This is a genomic window from Paenibacillus sp. P13VS (assembly GCF_015143645.1).
GTDB lineage: Bacteria > Bacillota > Bacilli > Paenibacillales > Paenibacillaceae > Paenibacillus > Paenibacillus xylanilyticus_A.
Genome location: NZ_WYEV01000003.1, coordinates 458,073 through 481,524, shown reverse-complemented (window position 1 = coordinate 481,524; position 23,452 = coordinate 458,073). Strand labels below are relative to the sequence as shown.

The window sequence follows — 23,452 nt, the reverse complement described above, 5'->3', positions numbered from 1 at the left end:
CGCTGCTTGTTTTACTAATGGACTGGTCTCTATCAATCAATTGGTAGCCTCTTGCATGATTAATTCATGGATGGAAGCCATCCCGACAAGAGTGCTCCGCCGCGGATATCGTTGTCGGCCATAAGTTCGCCTCCATGTCGCCGGATGATGCGTTCGGATATAGCCATACCCAGACCGCTGCCTCCAGTAGAACGGTTCCGGGACATCTCGCCTCGAAATAAAGGTTCGAATACCCGCTTCAGTTCATTCTCTGCAAATCCTGAACCCGTGTCCCGAATTGTAAACCTGACTTGGTCGGTTATGCTGTTGCACTCTATTATCATTTTTCCGAAATCAGGCGTGTATCTGACGGCATTATCTAACAAATTGCTGATCGCGCGTTCTAAGAGATGAGCGTCGCCGCGAACAATGCATGTACCTGTTAAATGCAAATTTATTGAGATATTCTTTTGCTGAGCCGAGGGCGCCACACTTTCTACTGATTGCTGCAGAACAGCGTGCAGGTTTACGACTTCTTCGAGAAGCATATCTTCGCTATAATCCATTTTGGAAAACGTAAATAGATCCTCGACCAAACGGTGCAGCTGTAATGCTTTTTCTTTGCATACGGCGACATACTTCGCTGTTTTTTCTTGTGATTGGGCTATCCCCAGCTCAAGTCCTTCGAGGTATCCACGCAGTGCAAAGAGCGGGGTTCTAAGATCGTGCGCGACAGCGGCAATGACGAAACGACGTTCCTCTTCGAGGCTCGTTTGTTTCAAGTGAGACGTTTGCAAACCCTGCACCATCTCGTCGAAAGCATCCCGGACATCGGCAATCTCCTTGATGTGTGAAGCAGGAATAGGCACGTTCCAATCCCCAGAAGCAAGTAATCGCACAGACGTACTAAGCCTCTCAAGCGGTTTGATCAAAAAATAGCGCATCGCCATGCTGATGACCAACAAGGCAAGCAAAAATCCGATCAAGATGGAGAACACTTGGAGCTGGTTTGTTTTAGGAATGTAAAGTTCGATTTTCCCTTTGATTTGACCATCTGCGAGCAATGTATATCGTTCAACCGATGAATATCTGTTGTTATGGTCCGCATTACTACGATAAATCTCCTTTCCGGCAGCGGAGAGCAGGGAAACATTCATGTTTGTATCATCCAACAGGCCTTTCAACTGCACCTGCCATTCGGGTACACTCCAGCGGTTCATATTCGCTTCGATCTGCCCAATGATCTCATTCTGTTGCATTTGTTGTTTTTCATTCAGCAGTGGAGCTGAGGAAAATCGTAAGGTTCCGGTTTCGATAAAATGAGCGGTCAAAAAGAGGAGCCAAGGCAACAGCAGGATGAACAGCAGAAAAAGCAGCATGAGTTTACGAATCCGTAATGTTCTCACGTGAACCTCCTTCGTAGCGATATCCCACGCCCCAAACGTTCACCAGATATTGCGGGTTAGCCGGATCGATTTCGATCTTCTCGCGCAAGCGGCTTACATGCACACGAACCGTATGTCTGTCGCCAATGCCAGCCCAATACTTGTCAAGCAACTGATCATACGTAAATACTTGCTTGGGGTGCTGGGTAAACAGCAGCAACAATTCATATTCCTTGGGGGTAAACATGACCTTGTTGCCTTCTACGAACACTTCTCTGGATACGAGGTTTAATCGCAGATGACCGTTTTCCAGCAATGATTCTACCGTGGTTTGAGGTGGGGAAGAGGTACGTCTTAATACAGCCTTCACTCTAGCGACAATTTCGCCAGGAGAAGCCGTTTTCACAATGTAGTCATCTCCACCCAGCGAAAGCCCTCTAATTTTATCCACGTCATCACTTTTGGCGCTTAAGAACAAAATCGGCACAGGACTGACTTTGCGAATCTGGCGGCACAAATCGAAGCCGTTCTGTCCAGGCATCATGATGTCCAATACGATACATTGAATGGCACAGTGCTGGAGCACATCCCAGGCCTCAGTAGCGTTGCAAGCCGTGATGACGCGAAATTGTTCGTGTTCCAAAAAGTCTTTTAATAATTCGACAATGCTAATGTCGTCGTCAACAATAAGCACAGTAATTGAATCGTTCATACGTATCCCACCTTCAAAACCTAGTGTAACATGGTCGTATTTAAAACGAATGAATGTTTATAATTTTGTGATATTTTGTTGATGGTTTTGTGGCGGGTGTGCGCCTTCTTTCGAGAGGTTTTGTTGGTATCCTTTTCAAAGGAACAGGGAGAATTCCCTGCATCAAGATCGAAATCATAGGGAGGGCATATTTATGCTGAATGTTCAAATTGTGTTGTTTGATGGTTTTGATCTATTGGATGCAATTGCGCCTTATGAAGTATTTATTGCGGCATCGATGTATGCCGAAGAAGCCCTGAGGGTAGAATTAGTCACCGCGGAAGGGCCAAGGCACGTTACAAGTGGCATTCAAGGGCTGGAGATCGAGGCGACTGGGAAACTGGATCCTGAATGTGGGGGCATGATCCTTGTGCCAGGCGCATCCGGTAAAGTCTCCGGAGAGGAGGCTGATTCAATTCCAATTATTCTGAACCGTGCTGCTGGTACAGAAATTTCTGTACAAATTAGACAAGCATTGGAACGAGAAGATGTTCTAGTTGCTACGGTGTGTGGCGGTTCGCTTCTGCTTGCCATGGCTGGTTTGCTTGAAGGCAGACACGCAGTTACACATCATATGGGCATAGGAGTATTGGGCGCTACCGGTGCGATTCCTATTCAGGCACGCATAGTGGATGACGGCAATTTGGTGAGTGCAGGTGGTGTGACTTCTGGGCTTGATGTTGCGTTATACTTAGTGGAACGTGCACTAGGCCCTCGCATTGCACATGCCGTGGAACAGCTGTTTGAATTTGAACGGCGGGGAACGGTATGGAAAGCAGAAGGGGTGGTGCGGGCGGATGACATGGACGCGCCAGGAAAAGAAGAAGGAACCGAATTCGCGCCGATTACCATAGAGCAGATGCATTCCTCTGCGCCTGATTATGAAGGGAAATGGGAAGTAATCATCTCAACACCAATTGGAAAACTAGAAACTAGGCTTGTGATTCATACAGATAACGGCAGCATTCGAGGCACAGCTACGCAAGACGGGGAGACCGTGGAACTCATCCATCCTCGGGATCAGGGTGATAAGTTAGTCTGGGATCTTCGGGTAAGCAAACCGATGAAGTTACAGCTCCATTTTGAGGTAATCGTACAAGGGGATGTGATGACTGGAACTGCCAAGGCTGCCTTCTTGCCAGCATCGAAACTGAATGGGCATCGCTTAGTTTGATTGAGCTTCAATGTAACGACAGATGAAATTAGAAATGGAAAGGTTCATTTATGAGAAAAACAAACATGGCCTACCGCGTTTTGGTCGGTGTCAGCATCATTTTCATTCTGTATTCGCTAGTTAGGCATTACGTATTCGATCCGGAAGCAACCGCATTTCTCAGTCACAAAACCGGGCTGAAGCGTGAATTGAATCTTCCGGTATGGCTGAAAATCATGTACATTCATGTTGCATTTGCATGTTTAGCAATGGCAGCAGGATTAGTCAATTTTTCACGCTTCATACTGGAGAAACACCGGAAAATTCATCGGATCAACGGGTATGTCTATGTCGTCTCTGTGATGCTGGTTGTGCTAACATCCGGGTACATGGCTCCTTATTCCACAGGCGGCAAAATCAACAGCATTGCATTTAACATAATCAACATCATTTGGCCAGTCATGACAGTTATGGCGATTGTGCAGATTAAAAAGAAACGAATCGTAAAACATCGGAATTACATGATCCGAAGTTATGCTTTTTGCTTTACGAATATGTTGATTCATCTAATCACGTTTATGTTCAATGAAGGCTTCGGCTTGGCCTATGCGAGTAGTTATACATATGGTTTGTATAGCAGCCTCGTTCTGTTATTGATCTTGCCGGAGATGATTATCCGGTATCTGAATAAGATTGAAAAGAACAAAACTAGCGGAACCTATTTTTCGTAGATCACATTCCACGTTACCGGGCCGGCAGAAATCATGCGGTTTGACATTGGTTTGAGATCCTCTCTTGTTTTCTAAAAAAACGAGTTCATTAAAAACAGTAGCGTAATTATACAAAGGAGCAGCCGATCAATGTGATCGGCTGTTTTGTTAAGCTTATGCGCAGGTTAGTCCAAGAAAGGTAACAATTCATTTAAATTTGTTGATTAGTATATGAAAAGAAAGAGCTAACCCGTGTTCATCTCATATATATGTTTTCTATTCTAATAAATCTACATATTTCATTAGTTCTTCGATGCCTTTAAATTGAAGAAAAAGTTGTTCATTTAGATTTTCCAAAGCGAGCTGAAGAGATCGTTCAATTTGAACATAGGAGTGTGAATCCAGATCATGTAAAAGCTTCTTCATATTTTCGATATAATAAACAGATTTTCTTAAACTGCTAATGACTAATATTTTGCGTAGTTCAAGCAGGGTGAATAACCTATAACCGTTGTTTTTGTTTCGTTCTGAATGAATCAATCCTTCGTGTTCCCAATGCCGTATAGCTGAAGTATTTACGCCTGCTATCTCTGCAACCTCTCCAATACTCATGAGTTCCTTTAATTTAAACTTTTTAAATTGTGTAAAATCAGTAGTTTGAATCATAGTGAGTATTTCTTCCACTCTTTGCTTCTCGACTTGTATATGAAATAGTTGTTCATTTACTAACCAAAGAGCTGTATCAAATCTTTTTTTCTTAATCGTTCTCATTACTTTGTAGACCCTAGGAATTTCATAACCTTTTAACAAAGTTCTAATAACATTAAAAGCTTGGAGATGGACCGATGTATAGATACGGTGATTACTTATCGTTCTCGGTACCTCTGGGATCAGATCTTGTTCTTCATATCTTCGCAAGGTTGTGGTGCTGATATTTAAAATTTCAGCAATCTGCTTGGGGGTGTATTTATCCATTTTTAATACTCCTTCATTAAAGTAAAAGCTTCAAGTGCCTCAATAAGTATATTTTAATTGAACTCCTATCACTAAAGGGATATTAATCATAAAACCGAAAGATTGCATGAACGTTATATGATAGTAGTATAAACAAGCCAGGAGGGATTCATATGGAGAAAATCATTAAACTTATGGATGAAACAGAAATAAAAGTTGGTTTAGTTGGAAATCCCAATCATAAGACAATCATGTTACCCATAGCAAAGGAATCTGTTTATGGGCAAGAAGCAGAAAACTTAAAGTTGTGGGGAATGGATCCTGAGCTTGGAAAACACTTTGTTGAAGGACTGGTAAACGAGTTTCAAGTTATGTATTTTGACTATGAAGGACATCGATTGCAAAACACGAATCCAGAAAATCTTACACCTAATCACATTGTAAATGATTTGATATTGATTGCTGATGAAATGAACATAAATACGTTCAGCTATTATGGTTACTCTTGGTTGGCTTTAGTTGGCTTACAATTAGCCATTAGGACAAATCGATTAGAAAGTTTAATTATGGGTGGTTTTCCCCCATTGGATGGTCCATACAAAGAAATGATGGTAGTTACCAACAAGACGTACCAACAGGCTTTGGAGAATCAAAACTCTCCAGTTCTCGATGAACAACAAAACATTGAAAGTCCAGAAGAGATCGATTGGGATATGATAAAGGTGAAGATTGACACAAATCAAACCAAACAATTTGTAACAATGTATAAAAATTTAATGAATTTTAATGATCGAAACATTCAACATCAGTTGTCTATTCCAAAACTGACGTTTGCAGGTGAACAAGATACCATTGTTTATGGAGAAAACTTCGGGAGTGTCACAGTTGATATTGTAGGAATACTAGAAAAAACTAAAGAAGAATTACAACACTGGGGATGGGAGGTAGAAATCATAAAGGGAAATGAGATAAATCACACCAAAGCCATGCAACCAATCATAGTTCTGCCATTGATAAAGGCTTGGTTGATTAAAACATTAAAACAAAACTAATTATGCAGATATTGATTGAACTAACAGAAACCTTTAGTTAACTAGCCCTAGTCTACAATATTTCATCTAACAACATTTTATCGTAACGTATGAAATTGCGGAGGGACAAGACATAGTCTGATTGAAGTCGCTATATTTAGCGGCTTTTTGTGTTTTATGGGTACAATTTCTTGTCCCAAGCCGAGTATAAGAATGTGCACGATTTAGTGGAGCTATGTCTTAGAGGCAAATAACCAGAGGAGAGGGGAGCGTGGACAACATGAATCAACTTTTTTCTCACTATTATTACTTTATTTTTAGTGATCAACATAAACATTCTATAGAAGAAAATTGTTTCTACAGGAGGTTTCCATGGATCAAAACGACCAAAGTCGTCAACTAGACCAAATAAAGCAAATGCAACAAATGTTTAAGGCGAATATGATAACTCAACCCTATCCTATGTACCCTAACTATGGGAAAATCACGCGTTACCAAGAAATTCCGATAAGTTTGCCTGAACAGCGCCAGCTCCGCCATCCCGGCGTGGAAAAATTAATGGTACCCCTTCCAATTATCGAAAATCCGAATTATAAGGGGAGCGGAAAGCTAACAGGAAAAGTTGCACTTATTACAGGAGGTGACAGTGGGATTGGTGCAGCAGTTGCCATTGCGTTTGCTAAAGAAGGCGCAGATGTCGCTATTTCTTACTTAGATGAACATGAGGATGCAAATAGAACAAAAACGAGAATTGAACAACTCGGACAACGTTGTATTCTAATGCCTGGTGACTTGCGAGACAAACAACAGTGTATCTCCATTGTAGAACAGACCGTAAATACGTTTGGACGTCTAGATATTCTTTGTAACCACGTGGGTATCCAATTCCAACAACTAAGTCTGCTTGACATTACCGATGAACAATTTGATGACACCTTCAAAGTGAATATATATTCTCATTTTTACACAACAAGAGCAGCGCTTCCTTACTTAAAACCAGGCAGCTCAATCATTGGCACTTCTTCGGTGGTGACGTACGTAGGTGAGCAGCAAATGATTGATTATACGGCCACAAAAGGCGCAATAGTCGGTTGGACACGTGCTCTGGCAAAAAATGTCGTGAAACAAGGGATCCGAGTCAATGCCGTCGCCCCCGGCAGAATTTGGACTCCACTTATTTCCGCAAGCTTCTCGTCAGACCAAGTCGCTGTGTACGGAGCATTTAATCCAATGGAACGCGTTGCCCATCCATTTGAACTCGCGCCAACCTTTGTCTATCTTGCTTCTGATGATTCTCGTTTTGTTACTGGTCAAGTTCTTCATGTTGATGGGGGAGAGTCCTCACATTCCTAATCGAAGGGGGTTACCATTTTGAGATATGAGTTTAATCCAGAAGTAAAGCTATTGCTTGTAAACCATTCAAATGAAAAAGTAAAGATGGTCTATATAGAGGATTCCTGGCCCATGTCAAAGATAGGGCTGAGACCACCATACTATTGCTACCCAAGGTACGAGCTGAATTATCCAATAATCTAAATCATATCAGACATAAAGACTTCGATTTCACCTCATTAGTTTATCGGAACAAGCTTCTTGTCCCAAGTCAAGGACAAGAACTTGTACCGATTGGCGATTGGATGGTACTTTCCATGATCTATATGTTATAAGAAATTTAAATTGACATATCGCAAATGATCGATATAATAAGTGTTATGAATCCAATTGAAGTATTTAAAGCTATTTCGAATGAATCCAGGTTACAGATCTTACAGTGGCTCAAAGAACCATACGTGCATTTCAAACCCCATGAAGGAGTGGATATGAAGGAAGTAGGGGTTTGTGTAAGTCAAATAACCGACAAGCTTAACATGACACAGTCAACGGCTTCTCAATATCTTACGATATTGCAGCGAGCAGGGTTGATTACAACAAAACGGATAGGCAAATTTACGTATTATCAGAGAGACGAGGAAGCCATAAAACAGTTGGCTCGTTATATGATGAATGATATGTAAGTCGTTACTGAGTTCTTACCAAGAATTCAGTTTTTTCTTCGCCAATCATTTCGACAATTCGTTATATGTTTATCTGTAATTATACATATCTACATTTCGCGATATGTAATTTATTATACTTTATTAAAGGAGTTGTATTATATATGTCATCGAGTTTGAAGGTCTATATTTTAGCTATCGTTAGTTTTTTGGTTGGGACTTCTGAGTATATTTTATCTGGCATTTTAGATAAGGTAGCCGGGTCTTTTGATGTCTCACTTGCTGCAGCTGGTCAGTTAATCACCATTTTTTCTCTGGTCTATGCTATATTCACTCCAATTTTAATGGCGGTAACCGCGAGTATGGACAGACGAAAATTAATCCTGATTGGCCTAGGAATATTTGTGATTTCTAATATCCTCGCATTTACCCTACCAGGATATGGCCTGTTTGTAGTTGCTCGTATCATTATGGCGATTGGTGCGGGAGTTGTTGTGGTCACTGCTTTAAATATTGCAGCTAAAATAGCACCTGCAGGCAAACAAGCAAGTGCTATTGCCACAGTGGTCATGGGTTTCACGGCATCATTAATCGTTGGTGTACCTCTTGGACGAATCACAGCCGACACTCTTGGTTGGAAATCCGTGTTTGGGGGGATTGCACTTGTGGGGATTATCGCAATGATCATTCTTTCTTTCGCCATTCCGCGTATTAAGGGTGACGCGCCCATCCCATTAAGACAGCAGTTAAGATTATTGAAAAAGCCTAAAGTTGCATTGGGATTATCGATTACTTTCTTTTGGCTTGGAGGTTACTCCATCGCTTATACGTATCTCTCTCCCTATTTGATTGAAGTATCGGGATTAGGTGATAAATATCTCAGCGGCGCATTGCTTATATTTGGTATAGCCAGCATGATTGGTTCCAAAATCGGCGGATTCAGTACGGACCGGTGGGGCGTTCATCGAACATTATCCGGTGGATTGGCACTCCACATTGTCATGCTGATCCTGTTGTCCGTTGTGACCCATACATTACTTGGTGTTATGATCGTTCTTTTGTTGTGGTCCTTCTCAGCATGGTCATCCGGTCCAACGCAGCAATATCATTTAACGACAATTGAACCTGAGGCATCAGGAGTTATGCTTGGTCTTAATCAGTCCATGATGCAGCTTGCTATGGCAGCAGGTGCTGGAGTGGGAGGGATAGCTATTGAAACGATCTCTCTCACGTCGATTACATGGATTGGTGCTGCAGGGATTGCGATTGCCATACTTGCATTGGTCGTCCTAAATAAAATGAATACCGTTACAAAAGTTAATTCCAGCATCAACTATAGATGAATTACAATGAGCACTCTCCTGGAGAGTGCTCTATAAGGTTGGGTTAGATCCGATGCTCAACAAATAGTTAATTATATTATTCAAAGTGAGCAATCAATCTAAACTACTTGTAAACCTATTACTTAAGAAAGCTCCAGGTAGATCCAAGGATCTTCTGCAGCTTTCTGTAGTAGAGGACCTTGCACACATCGAACAAGGTTGATGCCTAAACGCGATGGAATGGAGATTCTCTGCCGTTACTGCTAATTGCGGCAGATATTCAAATAATAAAATGAAGAAGGAATCGCGGTTATGCTGGAGAGGTATTTGGAAAGCAGTTGATTAACTTAATCGTCAGCCTTGGCATCCTATTGCGTGTGAACTTTCTCTATATTTTTTACGATATTCATTAGGGCTGCATCCTATTTCCTGTTTGAACAGTTTGGTAAAGTGTGAGTAGTTGGTATACCCCACATGTCCGGCAATGGAATGAATCGATTGTGTGGTGGTCTCCAATAGATGCCTTGCAGCTACAAGACGGATGTGAATCACATAATTGCCGAGGGACATGCCCATCTCTTTCTTGAACAGCCTTGCGAGATAATCAGGGTTCATATAAACCCTGTCTCCAAGGCTATTTCTTGTCAGGTCTTCTCCATAGTGGGTGCGTATATACTGGGAAATCTCGTGTACAACCGACGTCGGCTGCTCGGAGTCATTCATATATTCCGCAGCCGTATTGACCAGATAGGCAATGTACGATTGCATATCTTCAATCGAATGCAGAGACTGCATGAACAATTGATCATTCGTACTGCCCATGTACAGCTTGTGGACTTCAATTCCCTTACTTTTCAATTGGGCATAAACTAGCTGCACCAGATCAAGACGCAAAAGACTGAGTACAGCGGTACCTACGTTGCCTTCATGGACAAGTTGATGCATATAACGACCGGTTTCATCCAGAAAAGATTGGAAACGATTCTCATTCAGCAATTGCTCCAGCAGTCCCAGATCAGGCGGTATATAATCTAATTTGGGCTTTTTGTAGTTCTCCAGCAAGAAGGTTTGGTTGCGGTGTTTGATTCGCTCCTCATTCATCAACAATAGTTCATTCACCGTATGATGGATTTGCCCGAGCGGCAGAGAGAAGCCGATCGTACAGCAGGCATCCGATTTCAGGTAGCTATTTACCTCCGGAATGAAGGCGCTGCACATCGATTCGATAAGTTGTACATCCGGTAACCTGTTCCATTTAATAATAACCATCCAGTTATGATCCTTGATCTCGGATATCGCTTCAATAGAGAACTTGCGGTCTTGAAACCGTTCAACCATCACGTTCAAACAAGCGTAATCAAACAGATTTTTGTCGGTTTTGCCCAGCGTACCATCATACGGAAACAGATTAACCAGCATAGGAAGAAATAGATCCGTTGGCTCATATGGCAGATGCTGCTCAGACAAAAATGCAGAAACATCAGCGGAGCTGGACAGATAGACTTTACTGGAGATGAGCCTGCGCCAGCTGTCCTCAATAAGCTTGCTTCTATTTTTCTGCCAAAGTTCACCTTCATGAATGGCCTTCTGAATAAACTGCTGATCCCGGGCTTTGGCAACTGCCTTCTGAATAATCAGAGTCAACTTGTCGAATTCGATGGGCTTTAGAAAATAATCAAAGCTTTGCAACTCGATGGCTTTTTGCGCATAGTTGAAATCGGCATAATTGGTAAGAAAGATCGTTTGTACGTTATACGATTCATCACGGACCCAGGCGAGCAGCTCGAGTCCGCTTCCCTGCGGCATCTCAATATCACATACAAGAATCTGAACCGGATGATTTTGCAGTACCTCTTTGGCTTGCGCAATATTGTAGGCCGTGAAGATCGTATTAATTCCCAGGGCTTCCCAGTCAATTTTATTTTCCAATGCCATGACAACAAAGTAATCATCATCAACCAGCAATACATTCATGATTTATCACCTCTCCAGTACGCTCTGAATTCAATACCATTTTAGGCAAGGAAAGCGTGATTCGAGCGCCAATGGTGTCGTTTGCAAACGTAATTGCAGCTTCATGCCTGTATAGCAGCTCCAAACGTTGAATGGTATTCATAATGCCAATGCGGTTGCCTCCTGTTTGTTCCAGTGCTTCTCCACGGATGAGAGCTTCAAGAATTTCAGGCTTAAATCCGGGTCCCGTATCAGAGATATGGATCAGCACTCGATCACCATTTTCCTGTTGTTCTACATTAACGGATAACGTAATACATAATTCCCGTTCCCGTGAGACTCCGTATTTGACAGCATTTTCGATGAAGGTTTGTATTACCAGTGGTGGAACAGCGATACCTGTGATCGTTTCGGACGTTGCAATTCGATAGGAGAAGGCATCGCGGTAACGTGATTTCTGGATGTCCAGATACGTTCTCACATGTTCAATCTCGTTCTCCAGCAGAACGAAATTGTCTCCGCTTTGAAAGATATACCGGAAATACCGGGACGTGGCGAGAGCCATGCTTTCAATCTCCTCAAACATTTGCATCTGTGCCATACTGTACATGCTTGTCAGACAATTAAGGAAAAAGTGAGGTTTGATCTGTAACTTCATATAATCCAAACGTATTTTCTGTTTCTCCAATTCCTGCTCATAGCGATCAATCTTGAAGCGCTTAATCTGGCCCACCAGTTCCTTGAATTGTGCATTAACCTGTTCCAGTTCCGTAATCCGGCTGCTCTTATGATCTGTCGCCTCGTCACCCTCGTTTATTCGAGCAAGATTTTTGGAAAAACGCTGAATGGGAACAAGCAGATTCTTTCTGAAAAACATAAGGATTGCGCTTAATGAGGAGGTTACAATCAAAAAAAGCAGCATGATGAGCAGCTGAGCCACCATGATTTTCTCAAATGCACCGAATTTGATAACCATGCGTGCACTGAAATCCGCGTTGGAAAAGTCACTGCTGACTACGCTGTGTGACTGGAGCACATCCATAAACGAAGTCTTTGCTTCAACGCTGTTTTCTCCTCTGGCAGGTCCGGAAAGCTGCATGCCATTCACATCCACGAGAGAGGCGTATCCGCTCGAGCCCAGATTCATTTGCTGTAACGGAGCGATGAGATCATCTGCGGAGATCAACGCGATAAGATACCTATTGTAGTAAGGTACAATATTGATCAGATATGAAGTGCCATTCACGTGAATAGGTGTCCAGTGGGAATAGAACTTCTCATATACAGCTTTATCACGAGTAAGAGTAATGATCTGTCTTTTCACTTCAGAATAATCCGAATAAGAGATGCTTATTGGCGCACAGTTGAGGAAGTATTCACTGTTTTCCAAATAATAAAAGAAATTGTACGACTGGCCATAGTTTCGTTGTAATTCGGCAAAAAGCTTATGTAATTTCTCGTTGGACTTCAGAAAAGGAATGCTATTCACACCATACGTATTCATCGTTTCCAGATTTTCGTCATTGGCGAGAGTCCATCCCATGAAATGATTAATGTAGGCAAAATCATGATTAATGCGATTGATGTACAGATCCGTGGTGTCCTGCAAGTATTGGGCGGACTGCTGCCTGACCAAGGAGATGGAAGCGACACTGATGATCAGATCCAGAACGAACACGACAAATGAAATGACGAACATCATGCGAATATAATGACGAATCGGATAGGGTTTAATGGCGCCCAGGTTTGCCAGAACAATACACCCTTTCTTGAATGCTTCATAATGTAAACGCTTTAACATCTCAGAAATAGTATAAAACCTTTGCATGAAAAAAACATAAAGATTTGTATTTTTGGAGTTCAAAAGTCCGGAATACACACATGAAGGTCTGGATTGCAATATGTTATCTTTCGCAAGAATGAGGTTACCCGCAGGCAACCCCAGAAAGGAACATCAGAAGTCCGAATACCGTACGAAGGGGTCCGATAAAGAGAGTGGGAAGCCGTTTATACTGAGGTTATTCCTGAGATGAAAGATTCAAACGGGAAAACAGCATCAGTATATGGGAAGGAGGGAAGAAAGAACTGTGCGGACTTACCCACTATTCTTTGGAAAGACAATGGAAAGAATCAGGCGTAATTGGGGGCTTTACGTTTTACTTTTACCGGCTTTCGTGTTAACACTACTTTTTGCTTATAAGCCAATGTACGGCGTTATTATCGCATTCAAGGATTATAGTTCGGCCTCAGGAATCGGGGGCAGTCCATGGGCGGGATTCAAGTATTTTGAGAAGTTTTTTCATTCCTATCAATTTACGAATACGATACGTAACACACTTATAATCAGCCTGTACAGTTTAGCTACATTTCCTCTGCCGATTATGCTTGCATTAATGGTGAACCAGATGAGGGCAGGGAGGTTCAAGCGATTTTTCCAGACCGTCTCCTATATGCCCCACTTTATTTCAACGGTAGTCATGGTCGGATTAATGCTAATTTTGTTCTCGCCTAGCACTGGACTGGTTGGCAATATGTATCAGCTGTTTGGAGCACAGGCGCCGGACTTAATGGGCTCATCGGCTCTGTTCAGCAGCGTGTATGTATGGTCTGATGTGTGGCAGCACGTCGGTTGGGACAGCATCATCTATATTGCCGCGTTGTCTGCCGTAGATCCAAGCCTCTATGAAGCGGCAACGGTCGATGGGGCAAGCAGGTGGCACAAGATACGTTATATTGATATTCCGATGCTTCTGCCGACGGCGATCACGCTGCTCATTCTAAGGATGGGCGGACTGCTTGGTGTTGGATTTGAGAAGGTCTATCTTATGCAGAACGACTTGAACATCCTTTCCAGTGAGATTCTGTCTACGTATGTATACAAAATCGGTTTGCTGAGCAGTCAATACAGCTTCTCCTCGGCAATTAACCTGTTTAATACGGTGATTAATTTCATTTTGCTGATTCTGGTTAATCAGTTGTCCAAGAAATACAGTGAGAACAGTCTATGGTGAAGGGGAGAACAACCAAATGAGCGTTATGGAGACGGCAGCAACCACCAGAACTCCCCGAGTGAAGCGACGATCACGCATGACAGTGGCAGAAGGTATAATGTATGCTTTTGCTATTCTTTTTCTGATTGCAATCATGTATCCGATCTATTTTATAGTCATTGCCTCCTTCAGTGATCCCTCTTCTGTGGCTAACGGACAGGTATGGATCTTTCCCAAAGGCTTTACGCTTGAAGGGTACAAGGAACTGCTGAGGCACGAAAATATATGGATCGGATATCGCAATACCATTCTATACACGGTGGTAGGAACGCTTATCGGACTTGTTGTTAATATTTCGGCGGCTTATGCCTTATCAAGAAAAGATCTGGTTGGACGAAAATTTTTCTCTCTGTTCTTTATTTTTACGATGTTTTTTAGTGGCGGTTTAATTCCAACCTTCCTGACCATTCGCGATTTTCACCTTTACAATACGTTTCTCGTCATGGTACTTCCGTTTTCTGTGGTGGTGTTCGATATGATCGTCGCCCGGACATTCTTTCAGACCAGTATTCCAGGGGATCTCTGGGAGGCAGCCCAGATCGATGGTTGTGGTAATCTGCGGTATTTTGTGCTGGTTGTACTGCCCTTGTCCAAAGCAATCATCGCAGTTTTGGGGTTATGGATTGCCGTAGGGTATTGGAATTCATATTTTAATGCTCTCATCTATCTGAAAGATCCTAACCTGTATCCGCTTCAATTGATCCTGCGTAACATTCTCATTACGAATCAGATGCAGTCTGGCATGGGAACCGGGGAGGCTGCACAAGTCGCCTTGCGTCTTGCAAATCTAATGAGGTATTCCGTGATTATTATTGCCACGATTCCGATCATGTGTGTCTATCCGTTCATCCAAAAGTATTTCAATCAGGGGGTGATGATCGGCGCAGTGAAGGAATAAGGCAAATGTCATTCATTACGAATCAAGGAGGGTCCTACATGAGGAAGAAGATAGGCAAGAAGTTTTTTACCAAAATGAATAGTTTGCTGCTCGTTACCGTGATGCTGGTAAGCGTTGTTGGATGCAGCAGTGGTAATAGCAGCGAGGTTGCAGAGACTCCAATATCAAGCGATTTTAATAAAGAAGGACTGCCGATTGTCAATAACCCGGTAACACTCAAAGTACTAACGGTTCGCTGGGGGAACATGGGTGACACCTTCACCCAGAACCAATGGCTCAAGGATTTGGAGAAGGAGACTAACGTAAAAATTGAATGGCAGGTCATGTCCTCTAATGACTGGGGTGAGCAGAAATCGATTATGCTGGCGAGTGGTACGCTTCCGGATATTATTCTGGGGGATCAGGTGTTCAGCGATTCCGACATTGTCAATAACCTGAGCTATTTCCGTCCGCTGGATGAATACATCGATTCGTATATGCCTAACTTGAAGGCAGCGATGGAAGAGACGCCTGACATGAAGAAAATAAGCACATTTCCTGACGGCAAAATATACTCCATGCCTACCCGATTACCTTCCCGTCCGAAGAGCAGGAATCAACCTGTAATCAACAAGGCATGGCTCGATAAACTAGGGTTGAAGGCACCTACAACCACAGAAGAACTGTATCAGGTATTGAAAGCGTTTAAGGAGAAAGATCCAAACGGAAACGGGAAACCGGATGAGATTCCATACACTGAAACGGGTCTGAATATGGACTTTCTGAATCCGTTCGGGATCACGGATATTAATGCAAGCAGCATGATCGTTCAGGATGGCAAACCGGTCTATTTTCCAACAACGGACGCTTATAAAGAAGCTCTTATTTACACGCATAAATTGTATTCAGAAGGTTTGATCGATCAGGAATTGTTCACCCAAGACAACACCATGACCTCAGCCAAATGGCAAAATGCAGACATTCCCATTGTCGGCTTCAGTAACCAATGGACCCCTGATGCGGTGTTTGGCAAGTGGAGCGACCAGTATGAAGCGATTGCGCCTATTGCAGGACCTGATGGCAAACGTTATCAGCCAGGCGACCCTGGCGGTATGAATCTGGCTCGTAATGAATTGCTCATTACAAGTTCATGTACGGTTCCGGAAGTAGCAGCACGCTGGGCCGATCAATTCTATACGAATGAAGCTAGCATTCAGAATTTCTGGGGTGCAATCGGAACTGTTATTGAGAAAAATGATGATGGTACCTACACACTGATGGATCCTCCTGCAGGCACAAGTGCCGATGCATGGTACTGGGATCAATCGCTGCGTGATTTTGGGCCTAAATATGTAAGCCCTTCCTTTGAAGAAAACATCAAGCTCAATCCAGAGGCGGGAGACGGACTCAAACTGCAAATCGATCAGTTGGGCAGCGCAGATGTAACAACGCCTTATCCAAAGGTCATGTACAATGCAGAAGAGTTTCAGGAGCTGCCAACGCTGACAACGGATATTGATGGTTATGTGGCAACGATGCGTGCCCAATGGGTAACGAAAGGAGGTATTGAAGAGGGGTGGGATGCTTATGTCAAAAAGCTGAATGACATGGGTCTTGAACGGTTGGTGACCATCCGTAATGATGCTTATGAGCGTTATATGAACGTTAAATAAGCTGGAATTAAGATTCACTTTATTTGAAAAAAAATTTTGCTATATAAACCGCACCAAACATCCATGCATTAATGGAGAGGCAGAACCGATTGATCTTAGGAAGTGGATTGCTCGCTTAAAAGCATTCTGAAAGAATGCTGTATCGGAAGCATAAGCTTCACCGGATATTCCCTTTGAGAAGGTAATTCAAAAAATCCGGGGATATCAGGGATCGAAGATGGTACTGCGCTCGGAGTGGCGCAGAGAATATTTTAAGTAGCGGTTTATAGCATCCTGAGGAGGAATGTAATGCGCAGCAAAACCATTGTATGGTCACTCGTATTAACGATGCTGGTCTCGAACATATTCCTGAATGTAGGATTTCCTGCCAAAGTTTCGGCTGCTGGTGGGGAGAATCTGTCACTGGGTAAACAGGTTACGGCAAGCAGCTACAACCAAACCTATAGCCCGGCCCATGTGATTGATAATAATCAGACGACGTATTGGGAGAGTGCAAACAACGCATTTCCGCAATGGATACAAGTGGACCTTGGAACAAATACGACGATTGAACAAATCAAATTAAAGCTGCCTTCAGCCTGGGAAACTCGCTCACAGACGATCACCATTCAAGGAAGCAGTAACGGTTCAACGTTCACAGATATCGTTGCTTCCAAGGACTATATATTTGATCCATCCGTGGCAGAGAATACAACTACGATTAATTTTGAAGCAACAGAAACACGATATGTTCGTCTCATGGTGACCGGAAATACCGAATGGCCCGCTGCTCAATTGTCCGAATTTGAAATTTACGGTCCATCTTCGCAGGTACCCAGTCCTGAACCGACCGAACCCGGAATACCTGTGGAAGGAACGAATATTGCAATCGGTAAAGCAATCACGGCATCTTCCAGCAGTCAGTCTTATGTCGCTGCGAATGCAAACGATAATAATATCAATACGTACTGGGAGGGAGGCAGCAATCCGAGCACGCTGACGCTGGATCTCGGTTCCAATCATCAGATTACAGCCATTGTACTGAGACTAAACCCGGATCCGATTTGGAGTACACGAACGCAGACGATTCAAGTACTTGGACATAACCAGGACACAACCACTTTCAGTAATTTGGTGTCTGCCCAATCGTACACGTTTAATCCAGCTTCAGGTAACAACGTGAAGATTCCTGTTACAGCAACGGTGAAACGTCTGCAATTAAACATTACAGCGAACTCGGGTGCACCAGCTGGTCAAATTGCTGAATTTCAGGTATTTGGCACCGCTGCACCGAATCCTGATCTGACGATTACAGGCATGTCCTGGACACCTTCTTCACCTGTTGAAAACAGTCCTATCACGCTGAATGCCATAGTTAAAAACATGGGCTCTGCTGCATCTCCGGCATCTATCGTCAACTTTTATCTGAATAATGAGCTGGCTGGTTCTGCATCTGTAAATGCGCTGCAGGCCGGTGCTTCAACAACAGTATCGCTTAACGCCGGCAACCGGACCGCCGCATCATATACGCTAAGTGCGAAGGTGGATGAGAAAAATCAGATCATCGAAGAAAATGAAAGTAACAACCACTATACGCATTCATCTGCTCTGATCATTGCACCAATTACAAGCTCGGATCTGGTAGGAACGGTCTCTTGGAGTCCGAGCAATCCTACCGCAAACAGCACGGTAGCTTTTGCTGTTAATCTGAAAAATCAGGGAAATCAGGCTTCAGCAGGCGGTGCGCACGGTGTTACCGTTGTACTCAAAAATGCTGTCGGAGCAACCATTCAGACGTACTCTGGCTCATATAACGGTGTGTTGGCTCCGGGTGCATCCGTCAATGTCAATGTCGGCAGCTGGACAGCTGCAAACGGTAACTATAATGTGACAACGACCGTTGCCGCCGATAGTAATGAAGCCCAGGTAAAACAATCGAACAACGTATCGACAATCCCGCTGACTGTATATTCTGCCCGCGGAGCGAGCATGCCGTACACAAGGTACGATACGGATGATGCAACACGTGGAGGTAGTGCAACGCTGAAGTCAGCACCGACTTTTGACCAGGCATTAACGGCGTCGGAAGCCTCGGGGCAGAAGTATATTGCCCTGCCAACCAATGGTTCCTACGCACAATGGACGGTCAGACAAGGCGAAGGCGGCGCCGGGGTTACCATGCGATTTACGATGCCGGATTCGGCAGACGGTATGGGACTGGATGGATCGCTGGATGTGTATGTAAATGGCAGCAAGGTCAAAACCGTTCCTCTGACCTCTTATTACAACTGGCAGTATTTCTCTAGTGATCATCCGGGAGATACGCCCAGCGCAGGACGTCCATTGTTCCGTTTTGACGAAGTTCACTGGAAACTGGATACACCTCTGAAAGCTGGAGACACGATTCGTATTCAAAAGACCAATGGGGATAACCTTGAATATGGCGTTGATTTTCTTGAAATCGAATCTGTACCTGCTGCAATCTCGCGTCCGGCCAACGCTGTTTCGGTAACCGATTTTGGTGCGGTGGCTAACGATGGTAAGGATGATCTTGCCGCATTTGAAGCAGCCGTTCAATCCGCCGTTTCTACAGGCAAAACGTTATATATCCCGGAAGGTACATTCCATCTGGGCAACATGTGGAAGATTGGAACGCCAACAAACATGATTAATAACCTCACGGTTGTTGGTGCAGGCATTTGGCACACAAATATTCAATTCACCAATCCGAATGCAGCATCGGGTGGTATTTCTTTCCTAGTGCAAGGCAAACTCGACTTCAGCAATGTCTATATGAACTCCATGCTGCGCTCGCGTTATAGCGAGAATGCAGTCTACAAGGGCTTTATGGACAATTTTGGTAAAAACTCAAAGGTCAGCAATGTTTGGGTTGAGCATTTTGAATGCGGGTTCTGGGTAGGGGATTATGCACACACACCAGCGATCATCGCCGATGGCTTGGTCATTGAGAACAGTCGTATTCGGAATAACCTTGCTGATGGTGTCAATTTTGCACAAGGCACGAGCAACTCGGCAGTGCGTAATAGCAGTGTTCGCAACAATGGTGATGATGGTCTGGCCGTATGGACCAGCAACGTGAATGGTGCTCCTGCAGGAGTGAACAACACCTTCTCGTTTAACACTATCGAGAACAACTGGCGTGCAGCGGGAATCGCCTTTTTTGGAGGTAGCGGACATAAGGCCACCAACAATCTGATAGTTGATACAGTTGGCGGTTCAGCAATCCGAATGAATACCGTCTTCCCGGGGTACCATTTCCAAAACAACACGGGCATTCAGTTCTCGGATACAACGATTATTAATAGTGGTACCAGCAAGGATCTGTATAACGGGGAACGCGGAGCGATCGATCTGGAAGCTTCCAATGATGCCATTAAGAATGTAACCTTTACGAACATCGATATTCTCAATACACAGCGGAGTGCCATTCAATTCGGCTACGGCGGTGGATTTGAGAACATTGTGTTTAACAACATCAATATCAATGGTACCGGTCTAGATGGAATTGAGACATCACGCTTCACAACGCCGCATAAAGGAGCAGCGATATACACGTATACCGGCAATGGTTCAGCAACGTTTAACCATCTGACTACGAGCAACATTGCGAACCCCAATGTACATCAGATTCAAAATGGATTCAATTTGATTATCCAATAGATGTCATTCGTGTAGAGGAGGGAGCTCATCGAGCTCCCTTTTCGTTATTCATCAGTTGGCGTATGAAGGCTTGAGAATTAAAGATTAAATAATTTAACCCGGGTAATATTGATCTTTTGATTTTACCCGGGTATAATTGTTGCAAGAAGCTGTAAGGAGGTATAACATGCAGACTGAACTAACTCAAATAACCTGTACTGCCTTTGTGGGGGGAGTGCGCTTTGCGAAAGGGACATTGCAGCACGTTGTTGCTTTTGTAAAGGAAAGCCTGGATGATACGAAATTGACCCAATTGCTTATTTTTAACGATTTGACGGGAAAACCAATCGATGTTGATTTTCGGGGAAATACAGCCGAGGTACTTCAACGTTTGAGTAGCCCCGCTGACCATGCACCAGCTGAGGAAGAATGCAAGCAAGCAACAAAACGGGTTGGTCGTCCCAAGCTGGGGGTGGTATCTGGAGAGGTTACATTACTTCCTCGACATTGGGATTGGCTTAAATCCCAACCTGGAGGAGCCTCTGTAACTTTGCGAAAACTGATCGATGAAGCTCGTCGTTCGGGGACAAGTGAGAGTAAAATTCGCCTGGCCCAAGAAGCAAGTTATCATTTTATGACAGCTATGGCGGGCGATTTCCCACAGCACGAAGAGGCCTTGAGAGCACTATATGCCGGAAATCAGGATCGTTTTTACCAATTAATTGACGATTGGGCACCCGATATCAGAGACCATATCAAAACATTAGCCGAGAATGCATTCATAAAGGAAGAGATCTAAGAACAACGTCAAATCGATTTATTGGCAATATCAGAGGAAACATAGAAAGGATTGCATGCTTAATTCATTTCATTTGAAGGAGAAAACCACAATGAATATCTTGAAAGTAAACGGTATTGATCTCGCCTATGAGAGCTATGGCAACAAAACGGACGAAACCATTCTTCTGATTGCCGGCCTTGGAACGCAAATGATTCGTTGGACCGTTCCATTTTGTGAGATGGTGGTGGCCCGAGGATTTAGAGTTATTCGATTTGACAATCGGGATACGGGTCTATCCACACACTTTAGTCATCACCCTACGTTAAATTTCGAAGCACTTGCAAACACACTCATGTCCGGACAACGCCCAGATATTCCATATACACTTAATGATATGTCTGACGATGCGATCGGTCTGCTCGACGCCCTTGGGATAAGAAAGGCACATTTGGTTGGACGCTCGATGGGCGGCATGATTGCCCAGCTTACAGCCAGCAGATACCCGGAACGGGTGCTGTCCCTTACTTCCATCATGTCGACAACAGGAAATCCCGACCTTCCACCAACATCCCCGGAAGTCATGGCGTTAATGACTCAGCCTGCACCGAATCCGATGGAGGATGAGGAAGGGTATTTGGCTCATAGTCTGGCTTTTGCCAAACGCATTAGCGGCACCGGCTATCCGTTCGAAGCGGATGAGTATCGTTCGCTCATTCGAGAGGAAGTGCAGCGAGCCTATGACCCGGGAAGTGTTGGGCGACAAATCGCAGCAATTGCCGTTTCGGGCGACCGACGTCCGCATCTGGCAAAAGTAACGGTTCCATCATTAATTATTCATGGTAAGGATGACCCTATGTTCGTCCCTGCATGTGGTAAAGACACGGCTCAAGCCATCTCGGGTGCAGAGTTTATGTTACTTGAAGGGATGGGACATGATCTGCCGGCGCAACTGTTTGAAACGGTCGTTGCTGGAATTGAACGGGTAGCCCGTCGAAAAGGATAATATGTCGTCTCCTCGTACTCACATAAAAGCCGCTAAAATAGTCATCCCTTGTCAAGAAGACAGTGGAAGAAAGACAAAGTATAAGCTGCGACCGTTTCCAGTTGTTCTGCTGGGGAACGGTCGTTAAGTTTCTTATGTAATCGGTTTTGGATGTAAAATAAATTGTTTTCATCTACGCATGGAATGGTAAACTGGCATGCCATGTACATTTCTTAAAAGATCATTGATGTTGTTTGTTCAACCACTCCGATCGCAGCATTGCATATTGAAACTCATCTATCCAAAAGCCTTTGGACTTGTAATTTTCAAGCAGGTGTCCTTCACGTCTCATCCCTAAACGCTCTAGCACTTGAATTGATTTTGTATTCCTCACATCGGTAAAAGCGATTATTTTATGTTTATTTAGAGAGCCAAATACATAGTCAATCAGGGCACAAAGTGCCTCATGCATGTATCCTTTTCCTTGAAACTCAGGTGCGAGAGTGAATCCGATTTCGACAATTTGAGGTTCATTTGCGAGTGTGTGTATGGCACAATCACCGATTAATTGATCCGATTCATTTAGAGCAATTGCGTATTGAAACCAAGTCCCTGGCTGATCAGGGGCATGTAGTATTTGTTTGCTAATAAATGCTTCTGCTTCTTGGAGCGTATAATTTTCCCAGGATTGAAAACGGGAAACATCTGGATTAACCCGGTATTGATAGAATGCATGTACATCCTGCAGACCGAACTTTCGAATAACAAGATGATCGGAAACGCAATATACTTCCTTTGATTTCTCCATATATAAAACCTCGCATTTTCTGTGTAGTCATTAATTCCTCTGATTGTGATTCTATCATAAACCAACGCAGGTTCATTCTCACAGTCTTATCGCGATTGTAAAATTTAGTACAAGTGATGTTCCGTTAGGCGAATGATGCGGATCATATGAGAATCGACCACTAAACCATTTCCATTTTAATCCAAGGATAGTAAAATCGTTGTACCACCACTAGTAGAAATGATGGGACAGATGGGGATTGAAGAAGGCAAGTAAAGAAAGGAGGCGCATAGATATTTATGTTTCGGAGTCCATATATTTTAGCCTTGTTGATGATGTGTCTGATGTTAGACTTGACCGCTTGTTCTGAGCCAGAGCCATCGAAAGATAGGGATACTTTGACAAAGGCTGACTTCAAGGAGCAGATACAG

18 protein-coding genes are annotated in these 23,452 nt (G+C 43.6%); 12 read left to right on the top strand and 6 right to left on the bottom strand.

Annotated elements, in window-relative coordinates; translation table 11 throughout:
* Positions 1 to 59: 59 nt before the first annotated feature.
* Both GUA98_RS07145 and GUA98_RS07140 read right to left on the bottom strand, forming a co-directional pair.
* On the bottom strand, positions 60 to 1,385 hold the full coding sequence (locus GUA98_RS07145) for a sensor histidine kinase (protein ID WP_193722545.1): 1,326 nt from the start codon (positions 1,383 to 1,385) through the stop codon (positions 60 to 62).
* On the bottom strand, positions 1,363 to 2,076 hold the full coding sequence (locus GUA98_RS07140; RefSeq protein WP_193722544.1) for a response regulator transcription factor: 714 nt from the start codon (positions 2,074 to 2,076) through the stop codon (positions 1,363 to 1,365). The genes GUA98_RS07145 and GUA98_RS07140 overlap by 23 nt, the downstream gene beginning before the upstream one ends.
* Positions 2,077 to 2,269: 193 nt before the next feature.
* Here GUA98_RS07140 and GUA98_RS07135 point away from each other — a divergent pair, with 193 nt between their 5' ends.
* A complete protein-coding gene (locus tag GUA98_RS07135) occupies positions 2,270 to 3,289 on the top strand; it encodes a DJ-1/PfpI family protein (RefSeq protein ID WP_193722543.1) in 1,020 nt (339 codons plus the stop codon).
* Between the two features lie 50 nt (positions 3,290 to 3,339).
* The gene (locus GUA98_RS07130) at positions 3,340 to 3,999 is read left to right on the top strand and encodes a DUF2306 domain-containing protein (protein ID WP_193722542.1); all 660 of its coding nucleotides are present in this window, start codon (positions 3,340 to 3,342) and stop codon (positions 3,997 to 3,999) included.
* A gap of 255 nt (positions 4,000 to 4,254) precedes the next feature.
* Here GUA98_RS07130 and GUA98_RS07125 read toward each other — a convergent pair whose 3' ends face one another.
* Complete coding sequence (locus GUA98_RS07125; RefSeq protein WP_153978645.1) at positions 4,255 to 4,953, bottom strand: MerR family DNA-binding transcriptional regulator; 699 nt, start codon at positions 4,951 to 4,953, stop codon at positions 4,255 to 4,257.
* A gap of 152 nt (positions 4,954 to 5,105) precedes the next feature.
* On the opposite strand from GUA98_RS07125, the gene GUA98_RS07120 reads away from it, so the two are divergent.
* From GUA98_RS07120 to GUA98_RS07105, 4 genes are all read left to right on the top strand, one after another.
* Positions 5,106 to 5,984 (top strand): alpha/beta fold hydrolase, encoded by an 879-nt coding sequence (locus GUA98_RS07120; RefSeq protein ID WP_193722541.1) that lies wholly within the window; start codon positions 5,106 to 5,108, stop codon positions 5,982 to 5,984.
* 351 nt (positions 5,985 to 6,335) lie between these two features.
* Complete coding sequence (locus GUA98_RS07115; RefSeq protein WP_193722540.1) at positions 6,336 to 7,316, top strand: SDR family oxidoreductase; 981 nt, start codon at positions 6,336 to 6,338, stop codon at positions 7,314 to 7,316.
* Between the two features lie 359 nt (positions 7,317 to 7,675).
* Positions 7,676 to 7,978 (top strand): ArsR/SmtB family transcription factor, encoded by a 303-nt coding sequence (locus GUA98_RS07110; protein WP_095357945.1) that lies wholly within the window; start codon positions 7,676 to 7,678, stop codon positions 7,976 to 7,978.
* A gap of 143 nt (positions 7,979 to 8,121) precedes the next feature.
* A complete protein-coding gene (locus tag GUA98_RS07105; RefSeq protein ID WP_193722539.1) occupies positions 8,122 to 9,300 on the top strand; it encodes an MFS transporter in 1,179 nt (392 codons plus the stop codon).
* A gap of 333 nt (positions 9,301 to 9,633) precedes the next feature.
* On the opposite strand, the gene GUA98_RS07100 is transcribed toward GUA98_RS07105, so the two are convergent.
* Entirely contained in the window at positions 9,634 to 11,253 is a 1,620-nt protein-coding gene (locus GUA98_RS07100; protein ID WP_193722538.1) for a response regulator, read from the bottom strand.
* Positions 11,234 to 13,033: a sensor histidine kinase gene (locus tag GUA98_RS07095; protein WP_227779465.1), complete on the bottom strand. Its 1,800-nt coding sequence runs from the start codon at positions 13,031 to 13,033 to the stop codon at positions 11,234 to 11,236. Before GUA98_RS07095 ends, GUA98_RS07100 begins: the two co-directional genes overlap by 20 nt.
* A gap of 319 nt (positions 13,034 to 13,352) precedes the next feature.
* Here GUA98_RS07095 and GUA98_RS07090 point away from each other — a divergent pair, with 319 nt between their 5' ends.
* From GUA98_RS07090 to GUA98_RS07065, 6 genes are all read left to right on the top strand, one after another.
* Positions 13,353 to 14,243 carry an ABC transporter permease gene (locus tag GUA98_RS07090; RefSeq protein ID WP_227779464.1) on the top strand — a complete coding sequence of 297 codons (891 nt, stop codon included), beginning with the start codon at positions 13,353 to 13,355 and terminating at the stop codon, positions 14,241 to 14,243.
* A gap of 16 nt (positions 14,244 to 14,259) precedes the next feature.
* Positions 14,260 to 15,180: a carbohydrate ABC transporter permease gene (locus tag GUA98_RS07085; protein WP_415753000.1), complete on the top strand. Its 921-nt coding sequence runs from the start codon at positions 14,260 to 14,262 to the stop codon at positions 15,178 to 15,180.
* A 38-nt stretch (positions 15,181 to 15,218) separates the two neighbouring features.
* Positions 15,219 to 16,832 carry an extracellular solute-binding protein gene (locus GUA98_RS07080; protein ID WP_193722536.1) on the top strand — a complete coding sequence of 538 codons (1,614 nt, stop codon included), beginning with the start codon at positions 15,219 to 15,221 and terminating at the stop codon, positions 16,830 to 16,832.
* 288 nt (positions 16,833 to 17,120) lie between these two features.
* A complete protein-coding gene (locus GUA98_RS07075) occupies positions 17,121 to 20,492 on the top strand; it encodes a discoidin domain-containing protein (protein ID WP_193722535.1) in 3,372 nt (1,123 codons plus the stop codon).
* Between the two features lie 166 nt (positions 20,493 to 20,658).
* A complete protein-coding gene (locus GUA98_RS07070) occupies positions 20,659 to 21,270 on the top strand; it encodes a DUF2239 family protein (protein WP_193722534.1) in 612 nt (203 codons plus the stop codon).
* A gap of 91 nt (positions 21,271 to 21,361) precedes the next feature.
* Positions 21,362 to 22,255, top strand: coding sequence for an alpha/beta fold hydrolase (locus GUA98_RS07065; RefSeq protein WP_193722533.1), 894 nt, complete (start codon positions 21,362 to 21,364; stop codon positions 22,253 to 22,255).
* Positions 22,256 to 22,475: 220 nt separating this feature from the next.
* Here GUA98_RS07065 and GUA98_RS07060 read toward each other — a convergent pair whose 3' ends face one another.
* On the bottom strand, positions 22,476 to 23,042 hold the full coding sequence (locus tag GUA98_RS07060) for a GNAT family N-acetyltransferase (protein WP_193722532.1): 567 nt from the start codon (positions 23,040 to 23,042) through the stop codon (positions 22,476 to 22,478).
* Positions 23,043 to 23,452 lie beyond the last annotated feature (410 nt).